The organism is Herbihabitans rhizosphaerae, from assembly GCF_004216555.1.
Classification (GTDB): Bacteria; Actinomycetota; Actinomycetes; order Mycobacteriales; family Pseudonocardiaceae; genus Herbihabitans; species Herbihabitans rhizosphaerae.
This window is the reverse complement of sequence record NZ_SGWQ01000001.1, coordinates 748,301-768,961: the sequence shown is the minus strand read 5'-3', so window position 1 is coordinate 768,961 and position 20,661 is coordinate 748,301. Positions and strand designations below refer to the sequence as shown.

Genomic DNA, 20,661 nt, shown 5'->3' with positions numbered 1-20,661 from the left:
CACGTTACACGCCTCCGTTTCGTTGGTCTGATGTTGATTTGATTGGAATCGCACTCCTATCGTCACCGCTCGTCACATCCGATGACGGAAGGCAGTGAGATGGCGAGGAGGAAGATCAGTCGGACAGTCGGGGTCCTTGTCGGAGCGGTCGCGCTGGGATTCGCGGGCACCGTGACCGCGTCGGCCGCTCCGACGAACGACACGGGCAGGCACTGCACGCTGGATGTCCGCGGTGGAGCGGAGCAGTGCTTCGGCTCTCTCGCGGAGGCCATCGCGGGTGCGCGGGGCGCGGCGAATCGCACGGCGTCCGACGGTGTCATCCAGGGCACCGTTTACGACGGCGTCGACTACCGGGGCGACTCGCTCACCATTTACGGCGCCGGGCTCTGCGAGAAGGACGGCGTGATCAACTACCAGTTGGACCTCACCGACGACTGGAAGAACAAGATCTCGTCCGTGCAGCCGTGGGGCAACTGCTGGTTGTGGCTGTATCCAGAACCCGATCTGAACGGCGACCGGGACGGCCCGTTCGACGAGAACACGCCGAACATCGGGTCCGTCATGGACAACCGCACCCAGTCAATCGGGTTCAGCTGAGGAGGCCGGCGATGAACAAGAGGATTCTCACCATCGGACCGGCCGTGCTGGCCGCGACCGGAGCGTTGCTGATCGCGCCAGGCGTCAGCGGTGCCGACGAGGACAAGCCGACCGCGCGGGAACTGCTCGACAAGTGCGACAACGGCACGGACAAGTGCATGTTCCGTCCGGTCCGCCGGAGCACCACACCGGGGAGGGCCACCAGGTCGGTGAGGCCGCCTACAACTGCACCCAGGATCTGCAGCGCAGCACCGTGAACTGGTCCGACACCACCACCGAGTCGAACAGCTTCGGGGTGTCACTGTCCGCCGAGTACGGCTTCTCGAAGGTGTTCAAGGTGTCGATCGAGACCTCCTATCAGCACACGTGGGAGTCGTCGCACACCGAGGGCAGGCCACCAACGTCGACATCCGGCCCAACGAGAAGGGCTGGGTCGAACGCGCGCCGAAGCTGCAGAAGGTCAGCGGGAAGTACGAGATGCATTTCCCGGACCCGTTCTACGGCCACTACATCTGGTACCTGGACTTCACCGCTGAGGGGCCGGAGCCGGATTCCACAGGTGACATCACGCAGAAGACCGCTGCGATGACCGAGCAGGAGAAGGCCGAGCACTGCGGCTGACTACGCACGGCGGGCCGGGCGTCCGGGGTGGGGCGCCCGGCCCGCGCATGCGTTCACAGGAACAGGCGCCAATCGTTGCAGCGTAAGAAGTTTCCCTTCGGGTACTCGAACTCGCACTCCTCGACCAGCTTGAAGCCGGCCTTGCGGCAGATCGCGTTGGACGCGGTGTTCGCGACCGGTGGGAACGCGTGCGCGGACCGGTGTTTCCCGGCGACGCGGGCGTGTTCGGCCGCCGCGACGGTCGCCGCCGTCGCGATGCCGCGGCCCTGGTGACCGGGCAGCACCATCCAGCCCATCTCGTAGACCGGCTCGCCGCGCCACTCCTTGGTCCAGTAGCCGATGCTGCCGACCGGCTCCGGCTCACCGGGCAGGTGCACGCGGAAGATCTGGCCCTCGCCGTCGGCGGGTAACGCGAGGTAGCGGTGGTGCCGCGCGACGATCTCCTCGTCTGGCCGCGGCCCGCCGTTGTGCGCGGTCATCTCCGGGGTGTTGAACAGCCGCTCCAAGCCGAGGTCGGCGTCCGTCCACGGCTCGAGCAGCACCGGTGCGGTGCTCGTCATGTGGACCACTCTGCCGCAGAGCCCTGACATTTTCGGCGACATTTCCCGCGCGCCGATTACGGTTGTCGCCGTGACCGAATCCTCGCCGCGCACCGCGGACCGCACCTGGCTCGTCGCGCTCGCCGCGGCCTTCTGGGGCACCGACGGACTGCTGCGCAAACCGCTCGCCGACGCGCTTCCCGCGGCGACCGTCGTGTTCTGGGAGCACTTGATCGTCGTCGTGCTGCTGATCCCGTGGCTGCCCGCCGCGATCAACGCGTTCCGCCGGTGCGGCGTCCGGGAGAAGCTCGCGGTGCTGGTGATCGGCGTGGGCAGCTCCGCGGTGGCCACGGCGTTGTTCACCGCGGCCTTCCGCACCGGCGACCCGATCACGCCGCTGGTGCTGCAGAAGCTGCAGCCGGTGTTCGTGGTGCTCGCCGCGCTGCTGCTGCTCGGCGAGCGGATCCGGTCCGGGTATCTGCTGTTCGCGTTGCCCGCGCTGGCCGGCGCGTGGCTGCTGGCGTTCAAGGATCCGTTGCAGATCAAGGTTTCCGCGTTGCAGACGGCGATGCTGGCGATCGGCGCGGCGGCGCTGTGGGCGGCCGGTACGGTGCTCGGGCGGTACCTGTCGCGGACCGTGTCACCGAGGGACACGACCGTGCTGCGGTTCGCGGTCGGGCTCCCCGCGGCGGCGATCATCGTTACGGTGCAAGGGAATCCGATCGCGGTCGGCTGGGGCAACGCGCTCGGACTGGTGCTGCTGGCGCTCATCCCCGGGCTGCTCGCGCTGAGCCTGTACTACATCGGCTTGCGCGCGACACCGGCCGCGCGTGCCACCCTCGCCGAGTTGGCCTTCCCGCTGACCGCCGCGCTGATCGGGGTGACCGCGCTGGGTACGAAGCTGACCGGCACGCAGTGGCTCGGTTTCGCGATCGTGTTGATCTCGGTGACGGCGCTTGGTTTGCACGAGCGGGTTCGGAGGAACCCCGTGGTGATCGAGAAGCTGGTGGAGGTCGGTTGACCGAGACTGAGGAACAACGGCTCACACGCAACGTCGCGGAGTTATTGCAGGAGTTGCGTGTGGCCCAGGCAGGCGTGCAGATCCTGTTCGGTTTCCTGCTCGCCGTGGCGTTCACCGAGGTGTACACCAGGGCCGACGATTTCCAGCGTGGTGTGCACCTGGTCACCGTGTTGTTCTCGGTGGCGGCCGTCGCGCTGCTGACCGCGCCGGCCGCGTGGCACCGGATGCTGTTCCGGCAGGGCCAGCGGCCGGTGATCCTGCGCGTGGCGAACACGCTGGCCATGTGGGGTATGGCCTGTCTCGCCGCCGCCATGACCGGCACGGTGCTGTTGTTGACCGATGTCGCGCTGGGCACCGGGTTCGCCGTCGCGGTGGCGGCGGTGACCGCAGTCGGATTCGTGACCCTCTGGTTCGTACTTCCCTTCCGGGCCAGGCGAGACAACGGCGAGGGCTCGCCCTGATCGCCCGAGCATCCGCCGTCACATTGGCCGCCCGCTACACTCGCCCCGTCGGGCCGTTAGCTCAATTGGTAGAGCTGCGGACTTTTAATCCGTAGGTTCTGGGTTCGAGCCCCAGGCGGCCCACCACGATCATGCTTCTGACCTGCGAAAACAGGACAGCTGATGATCTTCGAGTAAGTCCGTTGGGTCACGTGTGGCCGGTTGTGTGGCCAAGCACGGGCATGATGATCGGCGGCCGTGACGAAATAGGTTGGTACTGGGGGCTGCTCACGCTGAGGTGAACGGCTCCGAGATTCGACAGCGGCGGGTCTTTTTGTTGCTGTTGCTGGGAAAGTGGACCTCAGCGGGGGTAGCTGGCCCGCTGTCGTTCTGTCCTGACTCGGCGGTCCCCGGTGTGACGTTTGTGTGTCCGATCGTGAGTCCGAGGCAGTGCTTGCGTCGGATTGATAACGCCATTTTGAGCACGACGCGAGCAACGGAGCCCATATGGAGACACCGGTGCCCGCTCCTGAGCCCGCCCTGACACCATATTCCCAGGTCAAGCGCACGCACGAGGCATCGCGATGCCGCACACCCGCGGACTAATGGTCCGCGGGCTCAGGTTTCGCGGTAGTTGTCGGCCTGTGTGGGCACCGTGTGGCACTACCCGCTATGTGTCGGCAGTGGAGCGGGAGCAGGGTCCGGTGCACGCGGCCGGATGGTGCGGCGAACAGGGACGCGCCGATCTTCTCCGCGGCCTGGTGGCGGGTGCTGGGGTAGAGCGAGACGTAGTAGTCGGCGGTGAAAGACACCGAGGCGTGTCCGAGCATCTCCTGAATGCTCTTGAGGTCGTTGCCGGCGGCCAGGGACAGTGAGGCCGCGCCGTGGCGGAGATCGTGCAGCCGGATCGGCGGCAGCTGGGTGCGTTCGGCCAGCAGGTCCTCGAACTCGTGGGTGAACAGGTCGTGTCGGCATGGCATCCCCGTAGGAGTGGTGAACAGGTACCGCTCTCCTCCTGGTCCTGCGGGGAGCCCGGCTCGAGCCGTGAGGTAGCGCCGTACCAAGCCGACAGTGACATGGTCGAGAGCGATGGTCCGTGTGCTGCATCGGCTCTTCAGCTTCCCGTCACCGTCTACCTGCTCGCCGGGGTCCGGCCTGGTGATGACGAACAGTTCCTTGTTCCGCAGATCCACGTCGACCTCGCGCAAGGCGGCGGCTTCGCTGCGGCGCAGGCCGGTGAGGGCCACGAGGTGGTAATACAGGTAGCGCTTGTGCCCGGCGATAGCGTTGAGGAACTCCATCGTCTGCTCTCTCGTCCACACGCACACTGGTCCCGGACGCCATCCGGTTGCCCGCCAGCGCGCTACCCGCTCTTCGGTCCACACATACGGCCGCGGTCTCACGGCTTCCGGGAGGTCGATCTCCCGGCCTCGTGCTGGGTTGTGCGCCAGCAGTCCTTCCTCCACCGCAGCCCTCAGCGCGGAACTCAACGTCGCATGAACCCGCGCCACTGTTGACGGCGCCAGCCGTCCATACCGGGAACCGTCCCCGGCCGCGATCGCGGTAAACGCCTTCTGCGCATCGCTCACGCCGAGCGTCACCAAAGGCAGATCACCCAACTGCGGGATCAGATACGTGACGACATGCTGCCGGTAGTTCCGGCGCGTACTTGGACGTAGCCGGACGTTGCGGATCCAGTACTCCAGCCAGTGACCGGTAGTCAGCCCGATGCCTTTGGCCGTCGCTGCGACCTGGTCCCGGGCAGTCATCGCGGCCTTCTCCGAGGTGTAACCGCCGCGACGCACTCGTGTACGAGACCCGCCCGCAGCTCGGGGGCCTTCGACCGCGAACCACCATGACCCATGCTGCGGTTCATCCAATCGGCGACAACGCGCACCCAGTTGCCTCCCCGTCGCCGGGCATCGGCACCCGCACCGCTTGAACACACCCTTCGCCGACATGCCGCACCTCACTCTCGAACAACTCTGGGACAATCGAACTGTGAACCCGTCCGAGCCGGACGGCATGCCGGAGCGCGCGTCCTCCCATCGCTGAGTCAGGGTCTGTAAGACGAGCGGTGACTCCCGATCATGGAAGTGCACCTGATGACCGTCATGATGTCCGGCGTGGAAGACGCTGAGAGCGTGGAACCCGAGGCCAGCCTGGCTGGCCTGGATGAGCAGCTCGTGGAGCAGTTGATGGACCGCGCGAAGGCCGGCGAGCTGAAGCTGACCGGCGAAGGGGGTGCTGCAGCGTAGGAGGAGGGGCACTCGTCGAGGTGGTTTAAGCCAGGCGCAGCGCCTTCTCACGGACCCCGGGCGGGACGAGTAACGCTTCTACATGGCGACCATCTTCTTCACACAAGTTAGCGGCCCCAACCCGTAACGGTTCGCGGCGTTTCCAGCGTCGGCATTGGTCGTGAAACCGGCTCGAACGGTGCCGAGGCTAGAGCCCGCTCTGACTGCAGTACCCCGGTCGGTCGCTGCGTACGGCCTCTGCTGATCTGGTGATGGCCAATCACGCATTGGAACAATTGCTGGGCTGCGTGGTCGGTCGGGAGCACTATGGTCGAATACAGTGCTTACTCGCGGAGGGGAGGTGAGGTCGTGGCCACGGCTGACCAGGTAAAAGCCATGGTTAAGAGCCATGCGGAAGGGGACGACACTCGCTTCTACTCTGTGGCCCTGCAGGTCGCTGCCGGTGCGGCGCGGCAAGGACAGAACCGGTTCGCCCAGGATATGCGGGACCTTGTCGACACGCTGCGGACGCAGCAAGGCCGCAACTCGGCGGCAACGCGTCCGGTCCCGGTGGTCCAGCCGCGCGGCGAACTGGCACAGCTGCTGACGGTCACCTACCCACAGAACCTCCTCGCCGACCTCGCGCTCGACGAGAGCGTTCGGCAACGCCTCGAACGTGTGCTGCTGGAGCAACGACAAAGTGACCGCCTCCGGTCACACGGATTCCAACCTCTGCGGCGGTTGCTGCTGACCGGCCCCCCGGGAACCGGCAAGACCATGTCGGCACATGTACTGGCCGGCGAGCTGCGGCTCCCCCTTTTCATGATCCGGCTCGACGGGCTTATCACCAAGTTCATGGGGGAGACAGCCGCGAAGTTGCGGCTGATCTTCGACGCGTTGTCGGAGACCCGCGGCGTCTACCTGTTCGACGAGGTCGACGCCCTCGCGGGCGATCGCGGCGCCGGCAACGACGTGGGCGAGATCCGGCGGGTGCTGAACTCGTTTCTGCAATTCCTTGAAGTCGATACCTCGGACAGTCTGCTGGTGGCCACAACCAACCACCCGCAACTACTTGATCGGGCGATGTTCCGCCGGTTCGACGCGGTGATCGACTATCCACTGCCCGCCGGCGAGGTCGTGCGCGACGTGATCCGGACCCGCTTGGCCAACGTCCCCATCGACCGGCTGAGCTGGTCGAAGATCGACGCGGCTGCCGACGGTCTCAGCCACGGCGAGATCACCATCGCCGCGGATCTGGCGGCCAAGGCAGCGATCCTGGTCGACGACGGCCGGGTCACCACGACGAGCCTTTGTGCAGCGCTGCAGGAGCGGCGCCAGCACCTGCTCGGCTGACCCGCGGAACGTCATGCCAGAACCTCGCAATCGCCCCCATCTGTTCATCCCGTCCCCAGCGGAGGCCGCTGACTACTCACCACCGCCGCGCGCGATCGAGGGTCAAGCAGTTCCCGTGCCGGCGCACCGGCGCGAACACGGCCAGCAGTTGCACGACGCCCTCCGCCAGGTCGACGCTGACGCCGAGGTACGACGGCGTCAGCGCGATGTGCAGGTCGAGGGCGCGGTCGACGGCGTCTACGTCAGCTTCGAGAGCTTCCCCGGGGTGCACCTCGCGCTGAAGAAGCTCGACCCCCAGCAAGGCACCCTCCATCCGGAGCTGCGTTCGGTGCAGGAGGTCGATCTCGGCGACGGCGTCACTGTGGAGCGAGCCACCGTGTTCGTCCCGCAGGGCAAGCTCACCCACTTCCTGGATCGGATCACGCAATACGTCGAAACCGCGGACGCCGCGAAGCCCCGCAATCGGGATCTCGTGGATCGTGTCCAAGCAGTGCGGACGGCGTCGATCGCGGCGATGTGGACCGATCCGCCTGCCGAGTTCCCGGAGCCGGGCCAGCTGTTCTGGTGGGAGGCGTGGCTGCGGCGGCGCGACGGTAACGAGGTGAGCCGGTTTCGTGCGTTCGCCTCGGCCACCGACCTGCGCACCGGTTCTCGCAGCCTCGGGTTCGGGGACCGCACGGTAATGCTGGTCGAAGCGACCGTCGACCAGCTCGCCTCGGCCGTTGACGTTCTCGACGACCTGGCCGAGCTGCGCCGGCCGCACGACCCGACACAGTTCCTGGCGGAAACGGACGCGACTGAGCAGACCGCCTGGATCGGCGACCTCGTGGACAGACTCGAGCCCGCCGATCTCGAGGCACCCGCGGTCTGTGTCATCGACAGCGGCGTTCACCAGGAACATCCCCTGCTAAAAGCCTCCCTGCCGCTGGAGGACTGCCACGCCGCAGACCTGTCGTGGCCGGTCTACGACGACCGGGGCCACGGCACCGAGATGGCGGGCCTCGCCCTGTATGGCGACCTTGGCCAAGCCCTGAGCTCACCGCAGCCGCTGCGGCTGCGTCATCGGCTGGAGTCGATCAAGCTGCTCCCGCCGCCGCCCCAGCAGAACGCCCCCGACCTCTACGGTGCGGTCACTGCCGCCGGAACGAGCCGAGCGGAGATCCAGGCACCGGATCGCCGCCGGGTCTACTCGCTCGCCGTCACTGCACCCATGGCGACATCGACGAACGGTGCGGCTGCCCCGGCTGCGTCCGGGCAGCCGTCGTCCTGGTCGGCCAGCCTTGACGCACTCGCCGCCGGTCGCAGCGTTCTCGCCGACGATGATGGGCTGGTGTTCCTCGACGATGCCGATCATGACGCGAAGCGGCTGTTCGTCGTCTCGGCGGGCAACGTGCGGTCTTGGCATCCCGGTGAGGAGCACCTCGACCGCAGCGACCTTGAACCGGTGGAAGACCCCGCCCAGGCGTGGAACGTCCTGACCGTCGGCGCGTACACCGAACTGGACACCATGAACGGTGCCGCCGCCGACTTCGCCGGATGGACGCCCTGGGCGCCGCGCGGCGAACTGTCGCCGTTCAGCCGTACCTCAGTGGCGTTCAGCCGAGTCTGGCCGGTCAAACCCGACGTCGTGCTCGAAGGCGGCAACGTGGCCCGTTCTCCGGACGGCACCATGTTCGACACCCCTCCAAACCTGCAGCTCCTGACCACCAACGCGCCCCTGGGAACCACGCGACTGCTGACCACGACCCACGCCACCAGCGCCGCCACCGCCCAGGCCGCAGCACTGTCCGCGTCGGTGATAGCCGAGTATCCGGCGCTCTGGCCGGAGACCGTGCGGGCACTGATCGTGCACTCCGCCGAGTGGACACCCGCAATGAAGGGCCGATTCCCGGCCGGCAAGAAAAAGGCACCCCGCATCGCTCTCCACCGCCGCTACGGCATGGGCGTCCCGGACCTCGCCCGGGCCACCCGCAGCGCCACCGACGCCTTGACCCTCATCGCGCAGGACACCATCCATCCCTTCGCCTCCGGGGCCATGCGCGAAATCCATTACCACGACCTGCCGTGGCCCACCGAGGTCCTCGCCGGCCTCGGCGAAGCGCAGGTCCGCCTGCGGGTCACTCTGTCCTACTTCATCGAACCCAACCCCGGCCGACGCGGCTGGCGGCGTCGCTACAGCTACGCGTCTCACGGTCTTCGCTTCGACCTTCGCCGAGCTATCGAGTCCAACGCCGAGTTCCAGAAGCGAATCAACGAGAAGGCCCTATCTGAAGACGAGCAGCGCGCCAGCTCCAGCAACGACACCGGCGAGTGGTTCTTCGGTCCCGATCACCAGCGCGCGCCGGGGTCCTTGCACACAGACATCTGGATCGGCAACGCCGCCGACCTCGCCCAGCGCGGCGCTCTAGCCGTGTTCCCGGTGAGTGGCTGGTGGAAGGAAAACAAGGCACGCGACCGCAGCGCGGATGGTGCCCGCTACGCCCTGATCCTCTCGATCGAGACGCCCGCTCTCGATGTCGACGTTTGGACACCCGTCGCCCAGCAGATCAACGTTCCGGTCAGCATCACCACGGCAACGTGATTGCCGCCGTGGCTTCGTGCAGATCGGCGTCTGGCGTATCGAAACGGTCCGCGTGATCGTGCTGTCGAGTCCCATCGCCAGCCCGAAGCAGACCTGCCAGGACGCTGGTGAAGGGAATCCGCGGAACTGGGATGCCATCCGCAGCCAAACGCAGCAATGTGGCGAGCCGGTCGCCGCTGTCGACTTCGTGACACGCCGGTGTCGTGATTTGCAAAGATGTTCTCGTGAAACGCTGGCAGCTGCAGACCGTGTGCGCCTGTTCGGGCGGCGTGCACGAGCTCGCACTGGGCGTCCACCGTGCATCGTCGAGTGAGCTTTGTTAGGAGTTTTGTGAGCAACCTCGGTAGCTTCATCTGGAAGATCGCCGACCAGCTTCGGGGTCCCTACCGCCCCAACCAGTACGGCAACGTGATCCTTCCGCTCACGATCCTGCGCCGCCTCGACTGCATCCTCGAGCCCGACCGGGAGACGGTTCGGAAGTTGGCGGCGAAGTACGACAACCCGAACCGACTCAGGATCGGGGTCAAGAAGGCCACTGGCCGGCCGTTCTACAACACCTCGAACTACTCCTTCGTCAACCTGCTGGCTGACGCCGACGGGCTGGCGGACAACCTAGCCGACTACATCGACCGGTTCTCGAACGATGTCGACGTGTTCGAGTACTTCGACTTCAAGAAGGAGATCCTCGCCCTGGAGAAGGCTGAGCTCCTGCGCGAAGTCATCAGGTCCTTCAAGGCCGTCGACCTGCATCCGGGCGTCGTCTCCAACGCTGACATGGGCGATGCGTTCGAGTACATCATCCGCAAGTTCAACGAGGCCGCGAATGAGACCTCTGGCGACCACTACACCCCGCGGGACGCGATCCGGCTGCTGGTCGACCTGCTCTTCGCCGAGAAGGACGCCGCCCTGGCCGAGGCCGGCATCGTTCGCACGCTGTACGACCCCACCGCGGGTACCGGCGGCATGCTCGCCTTGGCCGAGGAGCACCTGCTCGGGCAGAACCCCGACGCGAAGCTGAGCCTGTATGGCCAGGAGTACAACCCGCAGTCGTACGCGATCTGCAAGTCCGACCTTCTGGCCAAGGGCCACGACGCGACCAACATCGCCTTCGGTAACACGCTGACCGATGACGCGTTCAAGGGCCGCCAGTTCGACTTCTGCATGTCCAACCCGCCGTACGGCGTCGACTGGAAGCAGTACGCCAAGGCGGTCACGAAGGAGCGCGACGAAGCGGGTCCCTACGGCCGGTTTGCCCCCGGTCTCCCGGCGACTTCGGACGGGCAGATGCTCTTCCTGCTCCACCTGGTTCACAAGATGCGGGCGCCGGAGGACGGCGGAGGCAGGGCTGGGATCGTGATGAACGGCTCGCCGCTCTTCAACGGCGCCGCCGAGTCCGGCCCCTCCAACATCCGCAAGTGGTTGCTGGAGAACGACCTGGTCGATGCGATCGTCGCGCTGCCGACGAGCATGTTCTTCAACACCGGCATCGCCACCTACATCTGGATCCTCGACAACGACAAGCATTCCGACCGCAAGGGCCTCGTCCAGCTCATCGACGGCACCGCGTTCTGGACCAAGATGCGCAAGAACCTGGGCTCCAAGGGCCGCGAGATCAGCGACGCCGACCGCGCCAAGATGGTGAAGTTGTACGCCGACTTCACCGACGCCGACCCCGACTACGCCAAGGTGCTGCGCAACGACGAGTTCGGCTACTGGACCATCACCGTCGAGCGCCCCCTCCTCGACGAGGAGGGCAACCCCGTCCTCGACCGCAAGGGCAAGCCCAAGCCGGACCCGAAGAAGCGCGACACCGAGAACGTCCCGTTCACCTACGGCGGCTCGACCACCGGTGCGGCTGGCAGAGTCGACGTCATCCAGGCGTACTTCGACGCCGAGGTGAAGCCGCACGTCTCCGACGCCTGGATCGACTGGGCCAAGGTCAAAACCGGCTACGAAATCCCCTTCACCCGCCGCTTCTACAAGTATGTCCCGCCGCGCCCCCTCTCCGAGATCGACGCCGACCTGGAAAAGCAGGTCGCCAAGATCCTCGATCTGCTCCGGGAGGTCGAGCAGTGATTGTGGGGCACTCGGAGTACGTCGCAGCCGATTCACTATGGCTAGACACCATCCCTGCCCATTGGCGTATGGGGAGGCTCGATCACGTGGCGCGAGCTTGGCCGAGCAACGTGGACAAGCATTCCGTCGCTGGTGAGCCACCAGTGAGGCTGTGCAACTACACCGACGTCTACAAGAACGCGTCGATCGTCCAGGGCATGGTCTTCATGGCGGCGACGGCACCGCCGGAGCAGATCGAGCGTTTCCGAATCGCCGTCGGCGATACCCTCCTGACAAAGGACTCAGAGACCGCAGATGACATCGGGGTGCCCGCCTACGTCGAATATGAGGCGGAGGACCTTATCTGTGGCTACCACCTCTCGATCGTCCGGCCGATCCCTGGAGCCGTCGAACCAAAGTTTCTCTACTGGGCTCTGTCGGCAGGCCCTACTACCGGGCAATGGACTGTTTTGGCATCAGGGGTCACCCGCGTGGGTATTCGGGCCGGGGACCTCGCGAAGCCAGCCTTGGCCCTGCCACCAATGGACGAGCAGCGCGCCATCGCCGAATACCTTGACCGCGAGATCGCCCGCATCGACACGCTCATCGAGGAGCAGCAGCGCCTGATCGAGATGTTTCGCGAGCGTCGTCAGGCTGTCATCGATGCGTCGTTCTCGACTCTTGGTGAACCCAGCGTCCAACTGCGCCGATACATCAAGTTCTTGACGAGCGGCTCCCGTGGCTGGGGCGACTACTACGCGGATCAGGGGGAGCGTTTCCTCCGGATCGGGAACCTGCCGCGAGCCAACCTTCAAATCCGTGGTGACATCCAGCTCGTGGACCTTCCGGCCGCCGTGACAGAGGGCTCGCGGACGATGCTCCGGGAAGGCGATTTGCTCTTCTCGATCACCGCATATCTGGGATCCGTGGCCGTGATCGATGGCGATTGGGTGGGCGCGTATGTCAGTCAGCACGTCGCTCTTTGCCGTTTGGAACGTGATCGGGTGGACCCCAGGTTCATCGGCTGGTTCATGCTCACCACGACAGGTCAGGACCAGCTCAACGAAGGCGCGGCGGGCGGCACGAAGATGCAGTTGGCGCTCGACGACATCCGAGGGCTTCGGGTGCCGACGGCTCCCATTGAGCAGCAGCGCCGCATTGCTTCACACCTGGACAGGCAGACTGCCAAGATCGATGCGCTGGTCGCTGAGACTGAGCGGTTCATTGAGCTGGCTCGTGAGCGGCGGGCGGCGCTGATCACGGCGGCGGTGACGGGGCAGATCGACGTACGGGAGATGGTGTGATGGCGGACCACCACGAGGGCGTCTTCGAGTCCGAGATCTGCGAGTATCTGGCCGCCCACGGGTGGCTGTACTCAGCAGATGACGCCGGGTACGACCGGGAGCGGGCGCTGTTCCCCGGGGACCTGTTCGCCTGGCTGGGGGCAACCCAGCAGGCGCCGTACGAGAAAGCCCTGAGGGCCGCGGGGTCGGAGGCGAAGTTCCTCGACGTGCTGACTACGGCGCTCGACAAGCCTCTTGAGCATGGTGGCGGGACGTTGAACATCCTGCGGAATGGGGTGCAGTACATCGGTGGTGGTCGGTTGAAGATGGCGCAGTTCCGACCGGAGACCAGTTTGAACGCGACCACCAACGAGCAGTACGCGGCGATGCGGGTGCGGGTGATGCGGCAGGTGCATTTCTCCACCGCTGATCAGCGCAGCATCGACCTGGTCTTCTTCATCAATGGGCTCCCGGTCGCCACCGTGGAGTTGAAGACCGAGTTCACGCAGTCGCTGGATGAGGCGATCAACCAGTACCGCAAGAACCGGTACCCGCTGACCAACGGTCGGCCGGAGCCGCTGTTGTCGTTCGGGCATCGGGCGGTGGTGCATTTCGCGGTCTCCAACGACTTGGCTGCGATGACTACCCGGCTTGAGGGTGAGAAGACGCATTTCCTGCCGTTCAACATGGGCCACGACAGTGGCGCCGGGAATCCGCCGGGTCAGAGCGGGCGGTCGGCGACGGCGTACCTGTGGGAGCGGGTCTGGGAGAAGCATGCCTGGCTCAACATCATCGGCCGGCTGATGATCGTGGAGACCAAGGAGGAGTGGGACGTCGCGACCGGGACGTCGGTGCGGCGTACGAGCATGCTCTTCCCCCGGTTCCACCAGTGGGAGGCCGTGACGAAGATCGTGGCCGCGGTGCGCGAGGAAGGGGTGGGCCAGCGCTACCTGATCGAGCACTCGGCGGGCTCGGGAAAGACGAACACCATCGCCTGGACCGCACACCGGCTGGCGCGGCTGCACGTAAACGACACGAAGGTTTTCGACTCGGTGATCGTGGTCGTGGACCGGACCGTGCTCGACGGGCAGCTCCAGGAGGCGATCCGGCAGATCGACGGGTCGGGGAAGATCGTGGCCACGATCAGCCCGGAGGATGTGCGCAAGGCGGGGGCGAAGTCGAAGTCCGGGCTGCTCGCGACCGCGTTGCAAAACGGTGAGCTGATCATCGCGGTGACGGTGCAGACCTTCCCGTTCGCCCTCGACGAGATCCGGGCCGACAAGGGTCTGAAAGGGACGCGGTTCGCGGTGATCGCGGACGAGGCGCACTCCTCACAGTCTGGCCAGATCTCCTCCAAGCTCAAGGCCGTGCTGACCGCGGAGGAGGTCAAGGAGATCGAGGAAGGCGGCTCCGTCGACGTCGAGTCGATCCTGGCCTCGGAGATGACTGAGCGGGCCGAGTCGAAGAACATCTCCTACTTCGCGTTCACCGCGACGCCGAAGAACAAGACTCTGGAGCTCTTCGGCCGCAAGGGCCCTGACGGGAAGCCGGTCGAGTTCCACCTCTACTCGATGCGGCAGGCGATCGAGGAGGGCTACATCCTCGACGTGCTCAACGGCTATCAGACCTACGACACCGCGCTGAAGATCGCCGGTCAGGCCGAGAGTGGCGATGGTGACGAGGTGGTGGACGAGGCCGCAGCGCGGAAGGGGCTCATGCGGTGGGTGAAGCTGCACCCGACCAACATCAGCCAGAAAGTGCAGATCATCGTCGAGCACTTCCACGCCAACGTCGCCCACCTGCTGGAGGGCAAGGCGAAGGCGATGGTCGTGACCGACTCGCGCAAGGCCGCGGTGAAGTACAAGAAGGCGATCGACGCCTACATCGCCAAGCGGACCGCCATGGACGCCTCGTACAACTACCGCACCCTGGTCGCCTTTTCCGGCTCGGTGACGATGGCCGAGGACGAGGTGTGGGTCTCGGACTGGGGGCCGCAGCCAAGCAAGGACGACGAGTTCACCGAGGCCAATCTGAACCCCGGTGCCGGTTCGGACCTGGCCGCCGCCTTCAAGGGCGCGACGTACAGGATCATGCTGGTCGCCAACAAGTTCCAGACAGGATTCGATCAGCCACTGCTCTCGGCGATGTACATCGACAAGAAGCTCTCCGGGGTCACGGCCGTGCAGACGCTCTCCCGGCTCAACCGTATCCATCGCACCGCGGGCGGGGAGCAGAAACGCAAGACGTTCGTCATTGACTTCGTGAACAAGCCCGAGGACATCCGGGCCGCGTTCGAGCCGTACTTCACCAACGCCACCCTCGAGACCGAGACCGACCCGTACGTCGTCTTTCACCTCGCCACCAAACTCGCCCAGGCCGGGGTCTACACGCCAGAGCAGGTGCGCGAGGTCGCCGAACTGTGGGTCACCCGGAAGGGCAACAACGCGCTCTCGGCTGCGATCAGCCCGGCCAAAAATGAGTTCGCCCGCCGTTACGCGGCTGCGATCGAGGCCGACGACAAGGTCACCCTCAACACCCTTGACCTGTTCCGCAAGGACGTCTCCACCCTGGTCCGGCTCTACGACTTCATGAGCCAGATCGTCGACTACGGCGACCCCTACATGGAGATGTTGTCGATCTTCCTACGACTCCTGGAGAAGGTCATCGCAGACTCATCCTGGGCCGCGGAGGTCGACCTCTCCGACGTGGTCCTGGTCGGGGTCAAGCACAACAAGGGGACCGCGGTCGATATCTCGCTGACCGGCGATGGCGAACTGAAGGGAATCGGCGCGGCGGGTACCGGAGCACGGAAAGAGCCGAAATACGTCGCTCTCCAGGTCGTCATCGACAAGATGAACGACCTCTTCGGCGCCGAGTCGTTCTCCGCGTCTCAGGTCCGCGAGTTCGTGCAGGGACTCGTGCAGCGGTTGCTCGCCTACCCGAACCTGGTCAACCAGACCAAGGTGAACTCGAAGAAGCAGTTCATGGAGTCACAGGACTTCCAGGCGGCGGTCACTGAGGCTGTCGTCGACAACCAAGAGGCCCACAACACCATGGCCGACTACTTCTTCAGCGACGGTCCTGGTATCAACGCTGTCATCGTGGCACTCGCGGACGCCTTTTACGAGGCCGCGATCGACCAGCCTAGGTATGCGTGAGCAGCTCCCAGGTCGCCGGAAGGCGCCTGCGAGGTGAGGCTACGAGCACGGCTGGCGTACTGTCGCCGACCACCCGAGCACAGCAGGAAGAACGGAGACATAACGGAGCCCAGCATCACCGTTAGCAGACGCGAACGCGACTACAAATAAAGCAAAGCTGCAGGTAAGAGCCCTACGGTTGAAACATGTTTCAAGATCGTCCCCATTGAACCCGCTGGCTTTTAATCCGTAGGTTCTGGGTTCGAGCCCCAGGCGGCCCACTCGCTCGGGCGACGTGTGTCGACGGAAAGCGTCGACCACGTCGCTCGTCATAATATTGGGGGCCGAGCCCCCAAACCCCCACGGTGCGGTAGCTTCCACCCCAGCGTGGTCAGGTTCGTCGTTGACCAGCACCGATGATGATCTCTGGACCGTTCGCGAGGACGGCATTGCGGTTCGTGTGCCGACCTTTTAGGTCCACTACTTCGCTGGCTTTCTATCGCTCCGTCTGGGTGTCGGGTTCGAGCACGACCGCTCGCAACGAATCTCGTAGGTGCTGGGCGAGCTGTGGACTGAGCGGTGCGAGGAAACGACGTTCCGCGTCATCGCTTGCCTTGGTGGCCCGGCGGAGTGCGTCCTGCCCGGCTTCGGTCAACTCGACCACGTTGCGGCGTCGATCGTCCTCGTGCGGATGACGTGACACCAGGCCCTTGTCGTTGAGGGCGTCGAGTAGCGCGACCATCGTCGTGCGATCGATACCGAGCCGCCGCGCCGCTTGCTGTTGCGACGCGGGTTCGCGGTTGTCGAGAACCAGCAGCACCGCCAGCTCACGCCCGTTGATGCCGTAGGGCGCCAGCGCGTCTTCGGTCAGCTCGGCCATGCGGAGCTGTGCGTGTTTGAGCAAGTAGCCAAGACGCCTGCTCAACTCGGGACCCGGCCCGCTGTTACTCGACACCCGCCGATTCTATCGCTAGCCTGATCGTCAGTAGCACTGATAATCAGTCCAACTGCAGGATGGTGACAGTGATGATCTTGGTTACGGGTGGCCTCGGCTTCATCGGCTCGCACACCGTGCGGGCCCTGCTTGACCTGGGCGAATCCGCCGTGCTGGTCCAGCGCCGCGCGGTCGGGGTGCCCGCTGATCTCGTCGGCGAACAGGTGGTGATGGAGCAGGCCGACATCACCGATCTGGAGGCATTGCGGGACATCGGCGCGCGCCACAAGATCACCGGCATCGTGCATCTCGCGGGTTCGGTGCCGTGGCCACCCGGTCCTGACGAGCCCATCGCCGGTGCGCGGACAGCCTGCTCAACGTCTTGCAGGTCGCCCAGGACTGGGGTGTGACGCGTGTGGGCGTCGCGAGCACGATCGGCGTGTACGCCGGCCTCGCCGAAACGGGGCCACGCCGCGAGGACGTGCTTTTGCCGATGACCTCGATCCACGTGATCCCGGCATTCAAGAAGGTCGGCGAATTGCTGAGCGACCACCTGGCCGGTGCCGCCGGAATCGATATCGTCAATTACCGCATTGCCGCCATCTGGGGTCCGCGCGGACCAGTCGCGTCACCGTTCTTCGCCGCGCCTCAACTCATTCATGCCGCAGCCCGCGGCACCGTGCCGGACTTCACCGCGCTGCCGTCCACCGTGTACGCGGAGGATTCGATCGACATGTGTTACGTGAAGGATTGCGGCCGGGCCATCGCGGCCCTGCAACTCGCGGACCGGCTCAACCACCGCACCTACAACGTGGCGTCCGGCCGTGCGACGACCAACGCCGAGATCGTCGCCGGCATCAGGAAGATCGTCCCCGATGCCCAGGCAGAACTGCCGACCGGCGGGCCTGACCAGCGGAGTTATCTCGACATCGAACGACTCCGCCAGGACACCGATTACCGGCCCGCCTATGACACCGAACGCGCGGTCGCCGACTACATCGCCTGGCTGCGCGCGGGCAACGAGCGGTGAGCGTGGGCGCTCGCGCCACGAAAGGCAGGGCAGCGGTCGCCCTGTCGGGCCGCTGCCCCCGCCTTCGCGATCGACTCGCCTGGCTCAGTGATCAGACGAGCGCGCGGATAACGTCTGCCAGGTGGCACGCCGCGCCGGTAAGGGTCTCGTAGCCGCTCGAGATGAGGTAGGTCAGCATGTTCTTCTCCTTTGAAGAGTGGCGCAACAATTAGTTGACGATCGGCCTTCGAAAGCTTTACCCGAACTGGCTGCCGAAAGAGAGTCTCGAACAGGCATGACGGGCAGTCAAACCTGGCACCGTGCAATTGCCGGAGCGTCCTGAAATAACTCACGTCGGAATCAACGCGGGCGCAGTGGATCATCATCCCGGTGAGCGTTGCCGCTCGGCGCCGCCGCGGGGCGCGCCCTACGAGAGCCGGCCTGACCTGCGAAAATTCGCGGAGAACCTAGACTCACGGGCAACGCTGGTGTCGGTGGGACAGGGGTAGGTGTTCGCGGTATGCCGGTTCGGGGATCCGTGGAGACCCTGCCGGTGGAGTTCACCAGCTACGTCGGCAGGCAGGCCGAGCTGGCCACCGCGCAGCGCCTGCTGACCGAGCACCGCGTGCTGACCCTGACCGGGGTCGGCGGGGTGGGCAAGTCACGCCTGGCGATGCGGATCACGACGGCCGTGCGGGACGGGTTCGCCGACGGTGCGGCGTATGTGGAGCTGGCCGAGCTGCGCAACGCGGACCTGCTGGCCACCACCGTGGCGGACCGGCTCGGGCTCTACGACCAGTCGGGGCGCGCCGCCCTCGACGTGATCATCGACCACCTGCGGGAACGGCAGGTCCTGCTGGTGCTCGACAACTGCGAGCATCTCGTCGCGGACTGCGCGCGGATGGTCTCGGCGCTGGTGGCGGCGTGCCCGGGGGTCACCGTGCTCTGCACCAGCCGCGAGTCGCTCGGTGCCGAGGGCGAGCAACTCCTTGTCGTGCCGCCGATGTCCGTCCCGGAGGGCGTGACCTCCACCGCCGACCTGACCGGCTACGAGGCGGTGCGACTCCTCGTGGAACGGGCGACCGCGGTGGTGCCGACCTTCCGCGTCACCGAGCACAACCAGGCGGCCATCGCGCGGGTGTGCGAACAGTTGGACGGTTTGCCACTGGCCATCGAGCTGGCCGCGGTGCGGCTGCGGTCGCTGTCGGTGGCGCAGTTGGCCGACCGCCTGTCAGACCGATTGTCACTGCTGACACTGGGCAGGCGATCCGCCCCGCGCCGGCAGCGGACGTTGCGCGCGATGCTCGACTGGAGCTACGAGCTGTGTTCCGAACCGGAGCGCGCGGTGCTGGCGCGAGCATCGGTGTTCTCCGGCGGGTTCGACCTCGCGGCCGCGCGACACGTCTGCCGCGACGAGGACATGACACCTGACGAGATCCCGGACGTGCTGGACAAGCTGGTGGCCAAGTCGCTGCTGGCCGCCGGCGAGTCCCGGTACCGGATGCTGGAGACGGTGCGGGAGTACGGCGCCGACCGGCTGCGGTCCGATGATCAGCAGCGGGTCGCGCGGCGGCACCGGGACTGGTTCGCCGGGCTGACCGCGGCTTACGAAGCCGGCTGGATGGGTGCCGACCAGGTGACCTGGGTCGAGCGAATCCAGCGCGAGCACCCGAACATCCGGGTCGCGCTGGACTACTGCGCCACCGAGCCCGGACAGGCCGCGGCCGGGCTGCGGATGGCCAACCAGCTCGACGTCTACTGGACCGTCCGCGGGTTTCTCAGTGAGGCGCGGCTCTGGCTGAACCGGATGCTGGTCACCGTGCCGCCGGACACGCCGGAGCGGGTATTCGCCCAGCGGCTGATGGCCTGGTGTGCCCTGCTGCAGGGCGATATCGAGGCGGGGACCGCCGCGCTGGAGACCGGCACCGAACTGGCCGACCGGGTCGGTGACGAGGTGTCCACCGCCTACGTCACGGTCGGCTGGGGACTGGCGAATCTGTTCACCCACAAGGAATCGCTGGCCCGCGACCAGTTCGCCGAAGCGCTCGCCGTGTTCCGCGAGCACGGCGTCGCACACGGCGAGGGGTACGCCGGATTCCTGCACGGACTGGCGACCGCGGTGACCGGCGACGTCGAGACGGGCCGGGCGCTGATCGATGAGCGAATCCAGGCGGGCGAGGCGATCGGGGAGAACTTCTGGCGGTCGTGGGGCCTGTGGGCGCTGGGTATCACCGAGCTGTTCTACGGCGACGAGGACGCGGCCGAGCGGGCCGCACTCGAGGCGTTTCGGCTCCAGGAACAGCTCGGCAACCGCTCCGCGCAGCCGTTCGCCGTCCACGTGATCGGCGCCGTCGCGGTACGCCGGGGGCGGATGGACCGGTCGGCGACGCTGTCCGGCATCGCGCTGCGGATGTGGCAGTCACTGGGTGCCAACCCGGATCGGTTCGGCCTGTTCACCACGAAGATCCTGTTCTACGGCAACCACGCTCTCGACGTTCTCGGCGAGGCCGAGTACTACCGGCACTACCTGTACGGCAACGCGATGACCTGGGACCAGGTGCTCGGCTACCTGCTCGGCGAGTCGGGCACCACGCCCCGGGAGAACCAGCTCACCAAACGGGAACACGAGATCGCCGGGCTGCTCGCCGAAGGTCTGTCCAATCAGCAGATCGCCGCCAAGCTGTTCATCGCCCCGCGCACCGCCGAGACCCACGTCGGCCGCATCCTGACCAAGCTGGGCTTTCACGACCGGGCCCAGGTGGCCGGCTGGCACGCCGCGCAGAATCCGCCCGCCTGATCGAACCGGCCGGATCCGGCATGCGTTGTCTTCGGCGACAGGTCATGCCTCAGCCGG

Annotated in this window: 17 protein-coding genes and 1 tRNA gene; 15 read left to right on the top strand and 3 right to left on the bottom strand. The window is 66.0% G+C overall.

The window, feature by feature from the left end; all coding sequences use genetic code 11:
* Positions 1–171 precede the first annotated feature (171 nt).
* The 3 genes from EV193_RS03900 to EV193_RS33635 all read left to right on the top strand — a co-directional run bounded on the left by EV193_RS03900 (position 172) and on the right by EV193_RS33635 (position 1,218).
* The gene (locus EV193_RS03900; protein ID WP_242613117.1) at positions 172–597 is read left to right on the top strand and encodes a hypothetical protein; all 426 of its coding nucleotides are present in this window, start codon (positions 172–174) and stop codon (positions 595–597) included.
* Between the two features lie 11 nt (positions 598–608).
* Entirely contained in the window at positions 609–854 is a 246-nt protein-coding gene (locus EV193_RS33640) for a hypothetical protein (RefSeq protein ID WP_207222479.1), read from the top strand.
* A 109-nt stretch (positions 855–963) separates the two neighbouring features.
* Positions 964–1,218, top strand: a complete 255-nt coding sequence (locus EV193_RS33635; RefSeq protein ID WP_207222478.1) for a hypothetical protein — start codon at positions 964–966, stop codon at positions 1,216–1,218.
* Between the two features lie 53 nt (positions 1,219–1,271).
* Here EV193_RS33635 and EV193_RS03890 read toward each other — a convergent pair whose 3' ends face one another.
* Positions 1,272–1,778: a GNAT family N-acetyltransferase gene (locus EV193_RS03890; protein ID WP_130342521.1), complete on the bottom strand. Its 507-nt coding sequence runs from the start codon at positions 1,776–1,778 to the stop codon at positions 1,272–1,274.
* A 70-nt stretch (positions 1,779–1,848) separates the two neighbouring features.
* Between EV193_RS03890 and EV193_RS03885 the strand changes: the two genes are divergently transcribed.
* The 3 genes from EV193_RS03885 (at position 1,849) to EV193_RS03875 (ending at position 3,365) form a co-directional block, all read left to right on the top strand.
* Positions 1,849–2,778 carry a DMT family transporter gene (locus EV193_RS03885; protein ID WP_242613116.1) on the top strand — a complete coding sequence of 310 codons (930 nt, stop codon included), beginning with the start codon at positions 1,849–1,851 and terminating at the stop codon, positions 2,776–2,778.
* Positions 2,775–3,239 carry a DUF6328 family protein gene (locus tag EV193_RS03880; RefSeq protein WP_130342519.1) on the top strand — a complete coding sequence of 155 codons (465 nt, stop codon included), beginning with the start codon at positions 2,775–2,777 and terminating at the stop codon, positions 3,237–3,239. The genes EV193_RS03885 and EV193_RS03880 overlap by 4 nt, the downstream gene beginning before the upstream one ends.
* Before the next feature lie 50 nt (positions 3,240–3,289).
* Positions 3,290–3,365 (top strand) — tRNA-Lys (locus EV193_RS03875).
* Between the two features lie 455 nt (positions 3,366–3,820).
* Here the strand turns inward: EV193_RS03875 and EV193_RS03870 are convergent.
* Positions 3,821–4,987 (bottom strand): tyrosine-type recombinase/integrase, encoded by a 1,167-nt coding sequence (locus EV193_RS03870; RefSeq protein WP_165401211.1) that lies wholly within the window; start codon positions 4,985–4,987, stop codon positions 3,821–3,823.
* A 321-nt stretch (positions 4,988–5,308) separates the two neighbouring features.
* Between EV193_RS03870 and EV193_RS33100 the strand changes: the two genes are divergently transcribed.
* The 6 genes from EV193_RS33100 to EV193_RS03845 all read left to right on the top strand — a co-directional run bounded on the left by EV193_RS33100 (position 5,309) and on the right by EV193_RS03845 (position 15,885).
* Positions 5,309–5,476, top strand: coding sequence for a hypothetical protein (locus EV193_RS33100; protein WP_165401210.1), 168 nt, complete (start codon positions 5,309–5,311; stop codon positions 5,474–5,476).
* Positions 5,477–5,824: 348 nt separating this feature from the next.
* Entirely contained in the window at positions 5,825–6,808 is a 984-nt protein-coding gene (locus EV193_RS03865; RefSeq protein WP_130342517.1) for an AAA family ATPase, read from the top strand.
* Positions 6,809–6,923: 115 nt separating this feature from the next.
* Positions 6,924–9,389: a S8 family peptidase gene (locus tag EV193_RS03860; protein WP_207222477.1), complete on the top strand. Its 2,466-nt coding sequence runs from the start codon at positions 6,924–6,926 to the stop codon at positions 9,387–9,389.
* A 330-nt stretch (positions 9,390–9,719) separates the two neighbouring features.
* Positions 9,720–11,465, top strand: a complete 1,746-nt coding sequence (locus tag EV193_RS03855) for a type I restriction-modification system subunit M (protein WP_130342515.1) — start codon at positions 9,720–9,722, stop codon at positions 11,463–11,465.
* Positions 11,466–11,575: 110 nt separating this feature from the next.
* Positions 11,576–12,748 (top strand): restriction endonuclease subunit S, encoded by a 1,173-nt coding sequence (locus EV193_RS03850; RefSeq protein ID WP_165401209.1) that lies wholly within the window; start codon positions 11,576–11,578, stop codon positions 12,746–12,748.
* The gene (locus tag EV193_RS03845) at positions 12,748–15,885 is read left to right on the top strand and encodes a type I restriction endonuclease subunit R (protein WP_130342513.1); all 3,138 of its coding nucleotides are present in this window, start codon (positions 12,748–12,750) and stop codon (positions 15,883–15,885) included. Before EV193_RS03850 ends, EV193_RS03845 begins: the two co-directional genes overlap by 1 nt.
* A gap of 475 nt (positions 15,886–16,360) precedes the next feature.
* On the opposite strand, the gene EV193_RS03840 is transcribed toward EV193_RS03845, so the two are convergent.
* The gene (locus EV193_RS03840; protein ID WP_130342512.1) at positions 16,361–16,744 is read right to left on the bottom strand and encodes a MarR family winged helix-turn-helix transcriptional regulator; all 384 of its coding nucleotides are present in this window, start codon (positions 16,742–16,744) and stop codon (positions 16,361–16,363) included.
* 134 nt (positions 16,745–16,878) lie between these two features.
* Here EV193_RS03840 and EV193_RS34375 point away from each other — a divergent pair, with 134 nt between their 5' ends.
* The 3 genes from EV193_RS34375 (at position 16,879) to EV193_RS03830 (ending at position 20,604) form a co-directional block, all read left to right on the top strand.
* Positions 16,879–17,208: an NAD-dependent epimerase/dehydratase family protein gene (locus EV193_RS34375; RefSeq protein WP_207222476.1), complete on the top strand. Its 330-nt coding sequence runs from the start codon at positions 16,879–16,881 to the stop codon at positions 17,206–17,208.
* A gap of 5 nt (positions 17,209–17,213) precedes the next feature.
* Entirely contained in the window at positions 17,214–17,828 is a 615-nt protein-coding gene (locus EV193_RS03835; RefSeq protein ID WP_278044153.1) for an NAD-dependent epimerase/dehydratase family protein, read from the top strand.
* A gap of 499 nt (positions 17,829–18,327) precedes the next feature.
* Positions 18,328–20,604: an ATP-binding protein gene (locus tag EV193_RS03830; RefSeq protein WP_130342511.1), complete on the top strand. Its 2,277-nt coding sequence runs from the start codon at positions 18,328–18,330 to the stop codon at positions 20,602–20,604.
* The last annotated feature ends 57 nt before the right edge of the window (positions 20,605–20,661 follow it).